Annotated in this window: 19 protein-coding genes; 5 read left to right on the forward strand and 14 right to left on the reverse strand. The window is 45.6% G+C overall.

The window, feature by feature from the left end; genetic code table 11:
• Nucleotides 1-2 precede the first annotated feature (2 nt).
• The 4 genes from ACXAC1_RS01310 (at nt 3) to ACXAC1_RS01325 (ending at nt 3,427) form a co-directional block, all read left to right on the forward strand.
• Complete coding sequence (locus tag ACXAC1_RS01310; protein WP_475057914.1) at nt 3-1,769, forward strand: sodium:solute symporter family protein; 1,767 nt, start codon at nt 3-5, stop codon at nt 1,767-1,769.
• 94 nt (nt 1,770-1,863) lie between these two features.
• On the forward strand, nt 1,864-2,391 hold the full coding sequence (locus ACXAC1_RS01315) for a hypothetical protein (protein WP_475057915.1): 528 nt from the start codon (nt 1,864-1,866) through the stop codon (nt 2,389-2,391).
• Nucleotides 2,392-2,478: 87 nt separating this feature from the next.
• Complete coding sequence (gene bluB / locus ACXAC1_RS01320) at nt 2,479-3,129, forward strand: 5,6-dimethylbenzimidazole synthase (protein WP_475057917.1); 651 nt, start codon at nt 2,479-2,481, stop codon at nt 3,127-3,129.
• A gap of 97 nt (nt 3,130-3,226) precedes the next feature.
• Nucleotides 3,227-3,427 (forward strand): hypothetical protein, encoded by a 201-nt coding sequence (locus ACXAC1_RS01325; protein ID WP_475057920.1) that lies wholly within the window; start codon nt 3,227-3,229, stop codon nt 3,425-3,427.
• A 153-nt stretch (nt 3,428-3,580) separates the two neighbouring features.
• Here ACXAC1_RS01325 and ACXAC1_RS01330 read toward each other — a convergent pair whose 3' ends face one another.
• Nucleotides 3,581-4,063 carry an FKBP-type peptidyl-prolyl cis-trans isomerase gene (locus ACXAC1_RS01330; protein WP_475057922.1) on the reverse strand — a complete coding sequence of 161 codons (483 nt, stop codon included), beginning with the start codon at nt 4,061-4,063 and terminating at the stop codon, nt 3,581-3,583.
• A 173-nt stretch (nt 4,064-4,236) separates the two neighbouring features.
• Nucleotides 4,237-4,584, reverse strand: a complete 348-nt coding sequence (locus ACXAC1_RS01335; RefSeq protein WP_475057925.1) for a DOPA 4,5-dioxygenase family protein — start codon at nt 4,582-4,584, stop codon at nt 4,237-4,239.
• A 187-nt stretch (nt 4,585-4,771) separates the two neighbouring features.
• Between ACXAC1_RS01335 and ACXAC1_RS01340 the strand changes: the two genes are divergently transcribed.
• Nucleotides 4,772-8,245: a sensor histidine kinase gene (locus ACXAC1_RS01340; RefSeq protein ID WP_475057928.1), complete on the forward strand. Its 3,474-nt coding sequence runs from the start codon at nt 4,772-4,774 to the stop codon at nt 8,243-8,245.
• Here the strand turns inward: ACXAC1_RS01340 and ACXAC1_RS01345 are convergent.
• The 12 genes from ACXAC1_RS01345 to rlmB all read right to left on the reverse strand — a co-directional run bounded on the left by ACXAC1_RS01345 (nt 8,229) and on the right by rlmB (nt 16,480).
• On the reverse strand, nt 8,229-8,867 hold the full coding sequence (locus ACXAC1_RS01345) for a TetR/AcrR family transcriptional regulator (RefSeq protein WP_133560452.1): 639 nt from the start codon (nt 8,865-8,867) through the stop codon (nt 8,229-8,231). The two genes, ACXAC1_RS01340 and ACXAC1_RS01345, sit on opposite strands and share 17 nt — an antisense overlap.
• Before the next feature lie 21 nt (nt 8,868-8,888).
• Entirely contained in the window at nt 8,889-9,389 is a 501-nt protein-coding gene (locus ACXAC1_RS01350; RefSeq protein ID WP_475057930.1) for a HugZ family pyridoxamine 5'-phosphate oxidase, read from the reverse strand.
• Nucleotides 9,390-9,414: 25 nt separating this feature from the next.
• On the reverse strand, nt 9,415-9,786 hold the full coding sequence (locus ACXAC1_RS01355; protein WP_475057933.1) for a DUF2750 domain-containing protein: 372 nt from the start codon (nt 9,784-9,786) through the stop codon (nt 9,415-9,417).
• A 21-nt stretch (nt 9,787-9,807) separates the two neighbouring features.
• A complete protein-coding gene (locus ACXAC1_RS01360; RefSeq protein ID WP_475057935.1) occupies nt 9,808-10,521 on the reverse strand; it encodes a pseudouridine synthase in 714 nt (237 codons plus the stop codon).
• A 152-nt stretch (nt 10,522-10,673) separates the two neighbouring features.
• Nucleotides 10,674-11,291 (reverse strand): YitT family protein, encoded by a 618-nt coding sequence (locus ACXAC1_RS01365; protein WP_475057937.1) that lies wholly within the window; start codon nt 11,289-11,291, stop codon nt 10,674-10,676.
• Between the two features lie 205 nt (nt 11,292-11,496).
• Nucleotides 11,497-11,952, reverse strand: a complete 456-nt coding sequence (locus ACXAC1_RS01370) for a tetratricopeptide repeat protein (RefSeq protein ID WP_133560462.1) — start codon at nt 11,950-11,952, stop codon at nt 11,497-11,499.
• 80 nt (nt 11,953-12,032) lie between these two features.
• A complete protein-coding gene (cobO, locus tag ACXAC1_RS01375; protein ID WP_475057939.1) occupies nt 12,033-12,644 on the reverse strand; it encodes a cob(I)yrinic acid a,c-diamide adenosyltransferase in 612 nt (203 codons plus the stop codon).
• A gap of 2 nt (nt 12,645-12,646) precedes the next feature.
• A complete protein-coding gene (locus ACXAC1_RS01380) occupies nt 12,647-13,267 on the reverse strand; it encodes a trimeric intracellular cation channel family protein (protein WP_133560464.1) in 621 nt (206 codons plus the stop codon).
• Nucleotides 13,268-13,277: 10 nt separating this feature from the next.
• Nucleotides 13,278-13,859 carry a histidine phosphatase family protein gene (locus tag ACXAC1_RS01385; RefSeq protein WP_475057942.1) on the reverse strand — a complete coding sequence of 194 codons (582 nt, stop codon included), beginning with the start codon at nt 13,857-13,859 and terminating at the stop codon, nt 13,278-13,280.
• Nucleotides 13,859-14,632, reverse strand: a complete 774-nt coding sequence (locus ACXAC1_RS01390) for an adenosylcobinamide-GDP ribazoletransferase (RefSeq protein WP_475057944.1) — start codon at nt 14,630-14,632, stop codon at nt 13,859-13,861. The genes ACXAC1_RS01385 and ACXAC1_RS01390 overlap by 1 nt, the downstream gene beginning before the upstream one ends.
• Nucleotides 14,622-15,677 (reverse strand): nicotinate-nucleotide--dimethylbenzimidazole phosphoribosyltransferase, encoded by a 1,056-nt coding sequence (gene cobT / locus ACXAC1_RS01395; protein ID WP_475057946.1) that lies wholly within the window; start codon nt 15,675-15,677, stop codon nt 14,622-14,624. Before cobT ends, ACXAC1_RS01390 begins: the two co-directional genes overlap by 11 nt.
• Nucleotides 15,678-15,715: 38 nt before the next feature.
• Complete coding sequence (gene rlmB, locus ACXAC1_RS01400) at nt 15,716-16,480, reverse strand: 23S rRNA (guanosine(2251)-2'-O)-methyltransferase RlmB (protein ID WP_475057949.1); 765 nt, start codon at nt 16,478-16,480, stop codon at nt 15,716-15,718.
• Between the last annotated feature and the right edge of the window lie 10 nt (nt 16,481-16,490).

The raw sequence follows: 16,490 nt of genomic DNA on the forward strand, positions 1-16,490 counted from the left end.
CCATGAGTCAATTCACGATTAACTTGTTGTTTGTAGGGGCATCCTTTGCCCTCTACTTTGGTATCGCGATTTGGGCCCGTGCGGGTTCGACAAAAGAGTTCTATGTTGCAGGTGGTGGCGTACACCCTGTAATGAACGGTATGGCAACGGCCGCCGATTGGATGTCCGCGGCTTCTTTCATTTCGATGGCGGGTCTAATCGCTGCTGGCGGTTACGCTAACTCAACCTTCCTTATGGGCTGGACTGGTGGTTACGTACTTCTAGCGATGTTGCTTGCCCCTTACCTACGTAAGTTCGGTAAATTTACCGTGCCAGACTTCATTGGTGATCGTTTCTACTCACGCACAGCTCGATTGGTAGCGGTAGCGTGTTTGATCATTGCCTCGGTAACCTACGTAATCGGTCAGATGACCGGTGCTGGTGTGGCCTTCTCTCGCTTCCTTGAAGTAGACAAAGACACTGGTCTAATCATCGCGGCGGTTGTGGTATTCTTCTACGCTGTATTGGGCGGTATGAAAGGTATCACATACACTCAGGTGGCTCAGTACTGTGTACTAATCGTGGCATACACGATTCCTGCTGTATTTATCTCTCTTCAACTCACTGATACTTTCATTCCAGCGATTGGTTTGTTCTCGGAACACACTCAATCTGGTATGCCTTTGCTACAAAAACTGGATGAAGTCGTACGTGAACTTGGTTTCCGTGATTACACCGCTGACGTAGACAACAAACTAAACATGGTTCTGTTTACATTGTCTCTGATGATCGGTACTGCAGGTCTACCACACGTAATCATCCGTTTCTTCACTGTACCTAAAGTAGCTGACGCACGTTGGTCTGCTGGTTGGGCACTAGTGTTCATCGCCTTGCTTTACCTAACGGCTCCAGCAGTAGCGTCTATGGCTCGCTTGAACCTAATGACCACTATCTACCCTGAAGGTCCAACAGAAAACTCTATCGCATACGATGAACGTCCTGATTGGATTCAAACTTGGGAACAAACAGGTCTAATCAAATACGAAGACAAAAACGGTGACGGACGTATCCAGTTCTACAACGACACGCCTGCGTTTGCTGAAGAAGCAACAGCACGTGGTTGGGCGGGTAACGAGCTGACTGTTAACCGTGACATCCTAGTCTTGGCAAACCCAGAGATCGCTAACCTACCTGGTTGGGTAATCGGTCTGATCGCAGCAGGTGGTCTAGCCGCAGCACTTTCCACTGCAGCCGGTCTACTATTGGCGATTTCATCTGCGGTAAGTCATGACTTGATCAAAGGTTCGATTAACCCAGACATTACTGAGAAAGGTGAGCTGTTAGCGGCTCGTGTATCCATGTTCTTCGCGATCATTATCGCCACTTATTTGGGTATGAACCCACCTGGCTTCGCGGCTCAGGTAGTTGCATTAGCCTTCGGTATCGCTGCAGCATCTATCTTCCCAGCGCTAATGATGGGTATATTCTCTAAACGTGTGAACAGTAAAGGTGCTGTACTAGGTATGCTAGCAGGTCTAGGTTGTACTCTAGTTTACATCTTCACTTACCTAGGTTGGTTCTTTATCCCTGGTACAAACACACTAGCGAACACACCTGACAACTGGTTGTTCGGTATATCACCTCTATCATTTGGAGCGATCGGTGCAGTGATTAACTTCGCAGTAGCCTTCATCGTGTCAAACATGACAGAAGAAGTACCACAAGATGTACAAGACCTTGTTGAAAGCGTACGTTACCCTAAAGGTGCGGGCGGCGCAGTCGACCATTAATCGTTAGTTTAACTAACAAGGCTAGCTCCACTGGAGCTAGCCACTTAATTTGCACCACTGATTTCAAACAACAGAATAATAAAAAGGTGACTTTATGCTTTGGGAATTAATCGCGACAATCTGTGCAGGCCTTGCAGGTGCGGGTATCGCCCTATTCATCCGCAAGCTGTCGTTAAAGAAAGCACCTAAATGGCTGGTCCCTACTCTTGCAGGCATCGGCATGCTAAGTTTTCAAATTCAAAGCGAATACACTTGGTACGAGCACCAAGCAAGCCTATTACCAGAAGGCGTAGTGGTGGTAAAAACCGTTGAAGAAGAAGCCCCATGGCGTCCATGGAGCATGGTTTACCCACAAACCACTCGCTTTATTGCGGCAGACATCAACAATGCCGCACAAAATGAACTAAACCACGATGTGTATTTGGTAGATCTCTATTTCTTTGAACGTCGCCTCTCGGCTAAGCGCGTTACTCAAGTTATCCATTGTGGCGCAGGCGCACGTACAAATTTCACCAATAAATTAGAAGTGCCAACTGGAAACCAGGTAAATAATAGTGAATGGGTATCTCTTTCAAATAACGACCCATTACTGGCCGCTGTTTGTGATGGACGTGCTTCTTGAAAAGCGCTCAGCAATAAGCACTAATCACTCATTTGCACCTTTAACACTTTTTCCCGACAATACAGGGCTCTTACATTGGAGTCCTGTATGCATTTCGACGCAACCCATCGCGATCATCTTTACAACATCATTTTCAACCGCCGCGATGTGCGCCGAGACTTCCTACCCACTCCGATTGATGATGAAGTCATTCAGCGACTTTTAACAGCCGCTCACCATGCCCCAAGCGTTGGTTTTATGCAGCCTTGGGATTTCATCATCATTAAAAATCCTGAAACTCGTGCAACAATTAAAGACGGTTTTCTTGCCGCTAACGAAGCCTCTGCCAAGTTATTTGACGGCGAGCGTCAGGCGCTTTATCGCTCACTTAAACTAGAAGGCATTGAAGAAGCTCCATTAGGTATTTGCATCACTTGTGACCGATCACGCACGGGAAACGTTGTCTTAGGTCGCACCATCAAACCGGAGATGGATCTATTCAGCGCGGTTTGCGCGGTACAAAACCTGTGGCTAGCAGCAAGGGCTGAAAACCTTGGTATGGGATGGGTAAGCATTTTAGAAGACCAAGTGCTATATGACACGCTGGGGATACCTGAAAGCTTAGACATCATTGGCTACTTCTGCATCGGCTATGTAGAAGCGTTTCAAACAACGCCTGACCTTGAGCGTTATGGATGGCAAGACCGACGCCCCCTAAATGAAGCTATTCACTATGAGAAGTGGAACACCGATAGTTGAGTTTTTCTAATCTATTAGGAGAGTTTTTATCGTTTGAGACAATGCAAGCGTTCTTCTATCATACTTTAGTGTAATAACTCACTTTTAGGAGAACGATATGAAAACTAAATCTCTTGTAGAAATGCTTGAAACTGTAGACACTACATACTTAACTGAACACGAGAAAGCAGCTGTGATTGCCCGTGCTGAAGCATCTGAATACACCATTGCACTGATTTCCTCAGCATTTGCTTGGGTTAAAAAAACATTGGTAAGCAAACGTATTTCTTTCAACTCAGCTAAGCACTCTCACGCTTAATCACGCTGTTTTAGGTTATAGGGCGCAAAAATTAATATAAAAATGCGCTTTCCTAAGCCTCCTCCATACCCTTTCTTTTCTCTTCTTATATTCAAAAAGACAGTAACAAAAAAAGGCCACCTTGCGGCAGCCCTTTCTCAATCAATCGCTCGATTAGTGGTGATGACCACCTTCGCCATGAACATGTCCATGCTCAACTTCTTCTTCAGTTGCCGCACGAACTTCAACGATTTCAACATCAAAGCTTAGAGGCTTTCCTGCTAAAGGGTGGTTACCATCTAAAACTACGCCGTCTTCTTCAACGCCTACAACAACGACTGGTTGTTGACCGTTTGGTGTTTGCGCCATGAATTGCATACCTACTTCAATGCTATCAACGCCTTGGAAGTTTTCACGTGGCACTTTTTGAATCAATTCTTGATGAATTGGTCCGTAACCTTCTTCTGGTGTTACTTCTACTTTCAATGCATCGCCCGCAGCTTTACCTTGAATCGCGTTATCTAAACCTTCGATGATGTTTTGAGCACCACTTAGGAAAACTAAAGGCTCTTGACCTGCTGAAGAGTCAAGAACTTGGCCACCTTCGTCGGTTAGTGTGTAGTGCATGCTCACCACTGTGTTCGGTGCGATTTGCATTGTAATCTCCTAATTATATATTGGCTGGGAACGAGTGCCGAAGAACTGCAATAACTTATTGCCAAACACTGCCACATCACGAACCCTAATGTGAATTCAACAATAATGGTAACGAAGCAATCTTTGCTTTACTACCGTATCAGGCATTTTCTTCAAAAATACAGCGGATTTTATTAGATTTTAGGCAAGAACTGACGAATATCTAATGTATGGCTTTTTCCTAACCAGCACGCCCCCTGCGTGTGATCCCAAAGTTCATCTCCGCTCAATGGATGTAGGAGAACATCTAAGCCGCCACGATTTTGAATCAGCCAAGGCATGATGTCTCCCAAAATAGCGGATGAAAATGAAATTTGCACACTCCACATAGGATGAGGACCAACTTTCTTTTCGTGGAAACGCCCCACACGTACGTCAAACAGCTTAGCGGCTTCATGGGCAACCTGCTGCGCTTCTGATAAGCCATCATGATCTGAATAGTACAAATGTGCGTGGTAGGCTTTAAACTCTTGCGATGGCATAAGCGATCTCATATTGAATGGTTTCGATCAATCATAGCATCTCTAACCACTGTAATAGAGTGATCGACCTTTAACTGTCTGTTTCATATAGTGAAACAAAGCACTCAAGACTATGGTCTAAAGGCATTCAGCATAAGCTGTGCTACATTAAGCACATCTCGTAGCTAGTAATGGAACATGTCACGCGATGACAGCATTTTGGGTAATTCTTGCAATACTCTACATCTTAGGACTTTTCTGGATTGCTAATTGGGGCGATAAGGACAGTCCAATTGCTAAACGACTCACCCGACACCCTCTTGTCTATAGCTTATCCCTAGCTATTTATTGTACCGCTTGGACTTTTTACGGAGCCATTGGTGAAGCCACTCGGTCAGGCTGGAGCTATTTGCCCATTCTGCTAGGACCTGTTCTGTTGTATCTGTTTGGATTTGGCATTCTACGAAAGATGATCTTTGTAAGCCGCAGGCAAAACATCACCTCGGTCGCAGACTTTATCTCTTCGCGCTATGGCAAAAGACCACTCACTGCCCCAGTTGTCATCCTGATCTGCATGCTCGCAGTAATCCCTTATATTGCACTTCAACTTAAAGCCATAGGCTCAAATTTTGCATTATTTGTAAACCAAGATGAAAGCTCCGCCAGCCTAGTGGTCTTTGTTGCAACCGTATTGATCGGGGTCTTTGCGATGTTGTTTGGTACACGCAAGGTCGAAGTAACAGAGTACCGCTCAGGTATGATGCTAGCGATTGGCAGTGAGTCGCTGTTTAAATTAGTGGCCATTATAGCGGTAGGCTTGGTCGCTATTTTTGCGATTCCCCATGATTCTATTGAAAGCTTTATCAAAAGCGCCGACTTGAGCGAATGGCGCAGCGACACCTTTCTCTCATTTCCATTTATTATGCAAACACTGATGGCCGCCGCTGCGGTCATTTGTTTACCTCGCCAATTTCATGTCACGGTGGTCGATCATCAGAATGACAAGCAGTCACGCACAGCACGATGGGTATTCCCTTTATACTTGCTCATTTTTGCTGCGCTTATTCCCCCTATTGCCATTGTCGGACAGAGCCTCTTTAGCAGTGACGTAAACGGTGATACCTATGTCATTCAATTGGCTCTAGAATCACAAAATCTTCCGTTACAAATCCTTATGTTTCTTGGCGGTATGTCTGCCACAACAGCCATGGTCATTGTCGCGACCTTTGCGCTCAGTATCATGATCAGTAACGATGTGATTCTGCCGCTGATGTTGGCCCGGAGCAAAAACCAAAATAGAGCCTTGCCTATTTATAATCGTCGGATTTTGCTGGTACGACGAATCGCCATGCTAGGCATTTTGTCTTTGTCCTTTGTTTATTACCAAGAAATGGCAAACAGTGAATCACTTGCTAGCACTGGCTTGCTTGCCTTCTCATTGGTATTCCAGCTTGTTCCGGCTGTCATTGGTGGTTTGTATTGGAAACGTGGTCATGCCTACGGTGTCTACGCGGGGCTGACGCTTGGCTTTATCTGCTGGTTCTTATGGATGTTGCTACCCTTTACTGCTGGCGGCGAAATGTCGTTAGGCACCTATTCGTCCCGCAGTGAGCTAATTAGCTATGGAGCCCTAATTAGCCTGATTGCTAATATTATTGGTTATGTTTTTGGCTCTTTGTTGGCAAGCGAACGTTTAGTCGACCGTATCCAAGCCACAGCCTTTGTCACCCCCACTTCGGAAGTTGAAAGCCGCTTTTTTAAGCCAAAAAGTAAAGCTATTAATGGCGACTTATTCGTACTCTTGGAAACTTTTTTAGGAGAACAAAAATGCGCTGAAGTGATTCATCATTTCGAACAAAATTACAACGAGAACTTACCCTCAAACCAGCGCCCATCTCGACTATTTATTGAATATTGTGAACGCGTACTTGGCGGGGTTCTAGGTGGTTCTTCTGCTCGTACTATCATCAACTCATTATTGGTTGATAAGCAAATCAAAGTAGAAGAGATGGTGACCTACTTAGATGAAGCTACTCAAGCTATTCAGTTCAACCAAAACCTATTGTTCATCTCGCTAGATAATCTAGACCATGGCATCAGTGTCGTCGACAAAGAACTACGAATGGTGGCTTGGAACAAAACTTATATGTCCCTCTACCCGTATCCAGAAGGCATGTTAAAAATAGGTCTACCAGTCGAAGAATTAATCCGTTTCAATGCCGTCAATGGCGAATGTGGTGTTGGTGATGTTGAAGAGCTAGTAAATAAGCGACTAGAACATCTACGTAAAGGCACAGGACATCGCTTCCTTCGCAGAAGAGCCAATGGCCGTGTTATTGAAATGGTGGGCAACCCGCTCCCCAATGGCGGCTTTGTTACCAGTTTTACCGATGTCACTGAGCACATTGAAAGTCAGCAAGCCCTGAAAGATGCCAACATTGATCTGGAAAAACGTGTGGTTGCTAGAACACAAGAAGTACAGGGCATTAACCAAGAATTGAGACAAGAAATTGACCGACGCGCTCAGGCAGAACAAGAGTTAATGAGCGCTAAGGCCGAAGCTGAGCATGCGAATGCCTCCAAAACAGAATTTCTTGCGCTGGCAAGCCACGATATTTTGCAGCCGTTGAACGCTGCAAAACTTTACCTTGGCGCACTTCAAGACAGCGCAATTCCTGATGATTCCATAACCACCTTGAGCAAGTTAAGTGACTCGCTTGAGTCCACCGAAACCTTGATCTCAACGTTATTAGAAATTGCAAGACTGGATCAAGGTGCTATCAAACCGACTCTTGTTGACACCGACATCCAGCCGATTATTGACCCAATTATCACCGAATTTGCCGTGATAGCAGAAAGTAAAAACCTGCGCCTGTCGACTCACATACGACCTTGCCGGGTTCACAGTGACCCAATTTACCTAAGACGTATCATTCAGAACTTTGTCTCGAATGCAGTCAAATATACTGAGACGGGGCGGGTCTTAATTTCTGTTAGACCAAGACATCAACATGTCTCTATTCAAGTATGGGATACAGGAGTCGGCATCCCCAAAAGCGAACAGAAAAAAGTATTTGATGATTTTTATCGCTGGGAAAACAACCGTGAGCCAGGAATGGGCTTAGGTTTGGGATTAGTAAGACGTATGCAGAAATTGCTTGGTGTTACCACCCAAGTACGCTCAGTTCCCCATAGGGGCAGCTGCTTTACGATATTGGTACCCAATGCGAAGCAACCAGCACTACCTCAGCAAGCCCCTGAAGTAGCCCCCATTACTAAGATCAACAAAGCACTGGCAATGTGCCATATATGGTGCGTCGACGATGATCCTAATAATCTGGAAGCCATGAGCACCTTATTGGATAAATGGCATTGTACTTACCGTACTTTTAATCGTTATGAAGATGCTCTCAATGCTGCAGAGGAAACACTCCCTGAATTATTGCTCATGGACTACCAACTTAATGACCAGCATGATGGAATAGATTTAATCACACGCCTAAGGGCGCGCTTCAATCAGAATATCCCTGCCGTATTGATTACAGCGGTGCGCACAGATGAATTGGCTGAACAATGCAAACAGCAGCACATATCCTATATGCCAAAACCAGCAAAGCCCGCAAAATTACGGGCTTTGGTTCAACACATCATCACACAACGGGATGTTATAAAGGATGAGTAGAAACAGGTGGAGTTAATCCACAACCACGAAGGATGATCTCGCTTAAGGTATCACCAACGCGAACTAAATCTGCTTCGTCGAGCTGTTCTTTTCCTGTTAAAGCAAGAATCTGCGCTTCAAAATCCGCGTAATGCTGGGTCGTCGACCAGATCATAAAGATAAGGGCAACTGGATCGACCTTGCGCATCTTGCCAGTCTCAATCCATTGCTCAATCACACCAACACGAGAGCGCAACCATGGACGTAAGTCCTCTTTTAAGTAATCACCAATGTAGTGAGCACCTTGAATCACTTCTTGAGCAAAGATGCGTGACGATCGACCACTTTCAAAACTTTGACGTAATTTGATTCGAATAAAGCGATCAAGCACAATGGCTGGGTCATCCATGGCCGTGGCCTTATCAAATAGATCATTCCAACTGTCAGCAATGTTGTTCAAAACTTGCTTGTAAAGATTCGCTTTGGAATGAAAATAGTAAACGATATTTGGCTTTGGCAAACCCGCTCGTTCAGCTATATGCTGGAGGCTCGCACCACCAAAGCCTTTCAATCCAAATTCAATTTCAGCCGCTTCTAAAATACGCGAGAAGACTTCTTCTCGGTTGGCTTGACGCTTACTCATGAGTCGTTTTATTCCTTCGATTTATCCACGTAAATGATCTAATTGATCTGATACTAATGTGTTGGGAGCTAACTCGTATGCTCGACCAAAACCTTTGACGAAACGCCCTTTTACTGGACTCAGCTGAAACATCAGAAAATCCCCCAGCGACAGCAACTGAGACGCAACTTCACCGTGTCGTTTGACTAACAAGTCTCCCACAGACGACCATGAAGCCGATTCTCTCTGAATCATGCTAACTGAGACTTCGTATTGTAACCGTTTCCGAGCATAGACAGTATCGCTGCTCGCTTCGTCTTCTATGATCAATACTGAGGCATTTAGAGCCTGCTCTAACGCTTCAGTATGCTGCGCTAAACGACTGACTAATATGTAAAACTCGTCGTCTAGCACGACATAAGGAGCATATGACGCAATAGGAACACCCTGTGCATCCACAACAGCGAGCATTAAGCTGCCCTGCTGATCAAGGAAGGCTTGAATTTCAGTCGCCAGCTCACTGGCTAAACGTTGGTTTTTCACGGTGCCTCCTTGTCGTCCTTAAAACTTAGCCGAGTAGTGCCTTCAATTGTTCAGCACTTGTTAGCTTACCTTCATCATCTATGTTTGGAAAAACAGCTAAGGTAATGTTGTCCTGCTCAAGACTTGGAAGCCACATGCTTTGGAAAGTCTCCAGAGAGACCTCAACAGGCTCACAGTCATCCCATTCATCTATCGCCCACTGAGCAGCGAAGTCTGCATCAGGCCATACCATAACGCAGTCGCCATCATCGGTTTCAACCATCACGAAACCTTCTTCGTTGCTTAGACTCCAAATTGTTTTATGTTCTTTGACTGTTTTTACAAAGTACTCTAATCGAACATCATCAGGGGATGCGAGTAACTGGATGCGTTGATCTAAGCTTAGCTCTTCACTCATTCTGGATCTCTCTTTAAAACGTTAAAATAGCGCCACTTCGGCATCGGTTAGCTCTCGGTACTGACCTTCTTCTAAGTCACCCAAAGCCACCTCAGCGATAGATTCTCGATGTAGACGAACAACTTTATTACCTAATGCTGCCAACATGCGTTTAACTTGGTGATATTTTCCTTCAGAAATACTTAACAATATTTCGTGAGAAGTCACTCGTACAACTTTAGCAGGCTTAGTTGGGTGCTCTTCGCTCTTAAGTTGGACGCCCAGCTCAAGTTGCTTAATCGCTTCATCAGTGATGTCGTCAGCACACCAGACTCGATATTGCTTAAAACAGTCACTCTTAGGCGATGTAATACGATGCAACCATTGCCCATCTGTCGTTAAAAGCAGCAATCCTGTTGTGTCCATGTCCAGACGCCCAACAACACGCAAATCTTTCTGCTCGTGCGTTGCAATCAAATCCAACACGACTGGGTGTTGGCCGTCTTCCGTAGCACATACATAGCCAGCAGGTTTATTCAGTACGAAATACTTATCTCGAGGCCAAGCTAATAAATCATCGCGATGCTTAACTAGATCTTGGTGCGTGACTGTATGATTGGCTTTTTTAGTGACCGTATCATTGACGCTGATCTGTCCTTTGGTGATTAGGATTTTGGCATCTTTTCGTGACAAACCTAATGTATGGGAAACAAAGAAATCGAGTCTAACGGAAGTATCGGAAAAGGGTTTTGACATAGAGGCTGGAAGTGTCTCGTCGCATGAAATTGAGGATTAAATACAGCGAGCCCTGTTTAACTGTGTTGTATGAGCACAAAACAAAACGGGTCAAGCATGATGTCTATATCATACCTGACCCGCTAGCTTTAAGAAACGCAGTTAGCATCTAATTAAAATGAGACGCTGTATCGACCTGGCTTATGATTCATGACCAGCATAAAGTTAAGCACCACAGCGCCCAAGATTGAAATCGCAATCAATGAGAAGTCCACGATAAACACTGACATGAACACCACCATACAATCCACTGTCATCATAAACTTACCAATTGGCACGCCACGAGTTTGGAATAAGTAACGCGCCAGAATATTCAGGCCCCCCAAGCTTGCGTTATGGCGAAACAGCATCACGAAGCCCACACCAATTAAAAACCCGCCAGCAATGGTGGCATAGAATGGGTTAATGTTCTCAAGCTGTAAGAACATCGGCGTAATATCTGAAAATACAGACACTAGAAAAACAGAAGCGAAAGTCTTGAGAGTAAACTCTAGGCCAATACGACGAATCGATAACCAATAAAATGGCAAATTAATCACAAAGAAAATTTGCCCGAAGCTAAAAGACGTTATGTAATTAAGCAAGAAGGCAATCCCTGCGGTACCGCCAGTCAACAAGCCAACTTGCGTATAAAAGTTAATGCCCAAGGCGATCATCATGGTACCCGCGATGATGGCTTGGGCATCTTCTAGAAGAGAATGCCGTTTGATATCAGACACCGCTACAGACATAAAAACTAACCCTTGTTGAATCCTAAAGAGCCTGTATTTTAGTCTCTGTCTAAGCGGTACTCTATGGCTGAGCAAACCCTAAAAATGCACAGCAAGTCTTAAGTGTATACTTTTTTGTACACCACAAGACATCGTGCCAACCTATCGCCTCAAGAGATTAATCACGAGCACTAACAACAATACACTTAAAGCGACCATTAAAATGTTAGTAACCATAGCTACTTTGCCACGACGAGCTGTCGTCATTACGTTGTTTTAACCAACGAAGACGATTAGTGCGTTTCGCGACGGCCAGTTTGCTGCCGTAAGTTTGCGTGAAAAGCTCCCACTCAAATCGTAAGTGGGAAGCCGTCAGCTCAATGAGCTCACGATGCTCTGTCGGTAGCTCAGGCTTAACAATAATACTCTGCAGAAATTGCACACCACGCTCAAAGTAATCATTAGCCTGAAGCCACTCCTTCATAGAAACAGACACTTCTGCGAGATTCATATAGCTCACAATCACCGCCGAAACGGCTGTTTCTGCATCGACCTCAAAGTCATCTTTAAAAGTTGCTTCCGCACATGCTAAGGCTTTACGCCCCAACTCTTGAGCATCTACATAGGCCTCGCGAGTATGTGCTTCATTTGCTTGCCGAGTTAAATGCTGCCAGTAAATCATAGGACCTCCTCTTCTAATGATAAGAATGATTATCATCTAGAAAACAGAAAAAGTCCAATTAAATAAGAAAGGTTCTCATTTTACCATTCAATGCCAGCTTGCGCCTTCACTCCCCCTTCGAAGGCATGACGCTCATTAGCGATTTTACTGTGCGTATCAACACTATCTAATAAGGCTCTCGGTGCCGTTCTGCCGGTCATCACCACATTTTGGTGAACAGGCCTATTCGCTAACGCTTCGACCAGATCATCCGCATCAAGATAACCGTACTTATACATATAAGTAATTTCATCCAGCAGGACAAAGTTCACACGCTCATCCGCAAGCGCTTGTTTTGCCACTTCCCAAGCTTGATTGGCGGCTTTTTGCTCTAACTCAGGGTCGCGCGTTTCCCAAGTAAAACCATGCCCCATCACATGAAAAGACACTTGGGGATGTTGACCAAAAAATAATTGCTCCCCTGTTTCTTTACGACCTTTGATAAACTGAACAACGGTCGCATTTTGGCCATGCCCCAATGCTCGGGCCATCGTACCAAACGCACTGGAACTTTTACCTTTACCATTTCCAGTTAACAAAATCGAAACACCGCGCTCTTCGGTCGCCGCAGCAATTTTCTTATCCACCACCTCTTTCTTTTTCAAACGCTTGGCCATGTCGATTTGCGCTTGCTGTTCTGGGGTTCTCTCCATCGTTATGAATCTCTTTTTTTGAATAATAACCAGCTTGGGTAATACAAGCCTTTATGAATTGCCAGTATTCTCAGTATAAAGATCAAAAAGCTGGCGTAAATCGAGTTATATTCATGCCAAGGCATATTCTGCTCTAGTAGCACGACTAACAAAGCTCCGAGAAATGCTGGTGTGGCATAAAACTCTTTGCCTAGAACCAATGGCGCACGATCACTCAACAAATCTCGGATGATCCCACCTGCAACTCCAGTAATCACCCCCATGGTAATGGCAATCATCGGAGAAAAACCTTGAGCCAGCACGCGCTCCGTAGCGACGACAGTAAATAAAGCCAACCCAAATGAGTCGGCGTAGTGAAACACCTGCTGACGGTTTTCGATCACCCTCACGCCAAAAAAAGCGAATACTGAGGACAAAAATGCAACCCATAAATAAGATGTATCTTGCACCCAATACACGGCATCCAGCCTCAGCACAACATCGCGAATGGTGCCACCGCCCAACGAAGCCACCATACCCAGCAACACAATGCTAAAAATATCCATGTTGCGTCGACCAGCAGAAATCACTCCCGAGATCGCGAACGCGGCAATACCAATCATGCCTAAAATGTACAACAGCATAGATACCTCTTTAACGTACCCAGTCACCCGCGCCTAAGCGATTCAACATGGCATAATGCTCGCCTAGATCTAATTCAGTGATACTGGAATAAGAAGGGTTTAAACGATGGCACTGGTCCAATGGCCATTGACATAAATGCGCCACCAGTACTTTAATCACGCCAGCATGCGTAACCAATACCGTGTCTTTATCCGCCTGACGAATGCCTTCAAACCAGTTTATGACACGCTCCAACAAAGCGGTTAAACTCTCACCATGATATGGAGCGTTATTGGTCAGACATGCCATCCATTCATCAATTTCAGACTTGGGAATGTCATTCCATAAACGATTTTCCCAATTGCCAAAATCTACTTCTTTAATAGCTTCCACAGGCACGGATTGAGGATGTAATGCTTGTGCGAGCAAGCGTGTTCGCACTAATGGGCTGTGAAAGAATTGCCAAGTTTTATCTGGGTAGTGTTTGCTGAGCCAAGTGTGGATGGCTTGTGCATCGTGCGGCCAGCTCTCCACAATCGGAACATCCGTTTGACCATAGCAAAGCCCTTTTGCAACGTCTGGCTTGGGGTGACGAATCAACATTAACTTCATTAGGCTTGCCACCCAAGTAAGGTAAATAACACCAACAGCTCCGCGATCTGTTCACTGGCTCCCAGCGTGTCACCGTTATAACCATTAATTCGACGAACTAAATATAGGGCGGCACAGGCACCTGTGACCACTAACATTAGCGCAACTGAGAACCAAGCATTTACGCCAATCAACACAATGACAAACAGCATAGACAAGGCGATCCAAGCATAGCCACGCAAAGTGAAATCAGAAATCATGCTTTTAGCTTTACTATGACCAAGGCTGACGTAATCCAAGAAAGTCATGATCCCAAGTGGCAACCAACGGGCGCAAACATGAACCGTGATCCAGCCCAATAGCACAAACAACATGCCATCTTGCCACAGAGATTTAGTGATCCACTGGCTCAAGAGCCACCACTTTATTGCAAAGCAAAATATCCCTGCCAGCACACCATAACTGCCAACCCGCGAGTCTTTCATAATGGTGAGGCGCTGTTCTGCCGTCCAACCGCCGACCAAGCCATCGGCAGCATCCATCAAACCATCTTCATGAAAGGCCCCAGTCAATAACACTGCACTGATGATCATTAGCAATGCTTGAAACTCAGGAGACCATCCACTAAAGAGCAGCGGCCAAGCACTCAGCATTGCTACGATCACACCGACCCATGGCAAAAAGCACACGCTAGGCGTGTGCTTTTTAGGGGAGTCCCAATCGATATTCAGCGGGATTCTTGTATAGGTCGCCAGAGATCGCTTAAAGCCCTGCCAATCCTGATCAAGAAGCATTGCTGACTCCAGCGGACTCAAAACTCGCCATTTCATTAAAGAAGGTGACGGCACTTTTAATGATTGGATAACTAAGAATGGCACCAGATCCTTCGCCTAAACGTAAGTCCAGCTTTAAGATAGGTGTGGCGTCAAAGTGTTGTAACAGTGATTTATGGGCCTGTTCATCGGATTGGTGAGCAAAGATGGCATAATCCACCACGGCTTGCCGCAATTTGCTAGCAAATAACAAAGCAACCGTGCAGATAAAGCCATCCACAACAAACGGTTTACCTAACTCAGCCGAGCGTAGCATGGCGCCTGACATGGCTAGAATTTCTAAACCACCTACTTGCGTTGCCACTTCCCAAGGTGCCCATTCACCCACAGGCTTGTTAAGCTCTTGCTCAGCTCGTTTGAGCGACGTCGCAAGAATCTGTGCTTTTTTCGAAACGCCAGCGTCATCTAGCCCAGTCCCGCGCCCTGCTGTGTCTTCTGGCTTCGTTCCTGTTATCGCGCTCATCATGCAAGATGAGACACCTGTATTACCAATACCCATCTCACCAAATAGCAACAAGTCCATCTCACCACATGCATCCACTTCATCAGCCCCAGCCTGCAAGGCTTGATTGACTTGCTCAAGGCTCAAAGCGGCTTGCTCAGAGAAGTCTTGACTCGCGTAGGCCACTTTTCGTTTTGACAGTAGTGGGTGGTCTGGCATGTCAACTTTGACGCCAACATCAACCACCTTTAGTGGTACGTTGTGTTGTTTACAAAAAACGCTTACCGCGGCACCACCAGCTAAAAAGTTCGCCACCATTTGTGGTGTGACTTCTTGAGGAAACGCACTGATGCCTTTATCAACCGCGCCATGATCTGCTGCAAACACTAGCATTTGCGCTTTCTCAAGTTTTGGGACTAACGTTCTTTGAATACGTGCCACTTGAAAAGCGATGCGCTCTAGGCCTCCCAAAGCACCTGGCGGTTTGGTTTTAAAGTCAATCTTATGTTGGATATCGCTGTCTAATTCATGGCCTAGAGGGGCTACTTGGAAGGCTTTTAACACGGGTACCTCACGAACATTCAACCAATTAAAAAAGCAGGTTAAGAACCTGCTTTTACCGCACGCTGACGTACCACTTCGTACAAACACACACCTGTGGCAACCGAGACATTCAAGCTGGTCACCACACCCGCCATCGGCAGTTTAATCAAGTAATCGCATTGTTCACGGGTCAGACGACGCATACCGTCGCCCTCTGCGCCCATTACAATCGCTGTTGGGATCGTGAGATCTTGCTCGTAGACAGTTTGCGTTGCTTCACCCGCAGTACCAAAAATCCAAACACCGAGGTCTTGAAGCTTCTTCATGGTGCGGGCAAGGTTGGTGACAGAGAATACAGGCATACTTTCCGCAGCACCACAAGCAACCTTGCTTACCGTCGCATTAATCGTTGCCGATTTGTCTTTCGGGATCACTACCGCATGAGCACCTGCCGCATCAGCACTACGCAAACAAGCGCCAAGGTTATGAGGGTCCGTTACACCGTCCAAAATTACGATCAATGGCACAGCATCTAGGTTTTTCACTAAACGCTCTAAATCCTTCTCATCACCTGTTTTGGTGACCTCAGCCAACGCCACCACACCTTGGTGAACCACACGCTCTTTGCTTTTACTAAATAGCTGGTCCAAGTCACGGCGCGGCACTTGGCTGACCCGAATTTTCTGTAGCTGACACAGCTTAAGTATGCGCTGCATCTTTTTATCATCACGTCCTTCCTGTAGACGCACTTCTTTCACTTTACCATCTTGGCCCAGCGCATTTTCTACGGCATGAATACCGTATACCCAATCTAAATCTGCCATGTGGCTAACA

It is taken from the genome of Marinomonas sp. AWM4_232 (genome assembly GCF_056158325.1).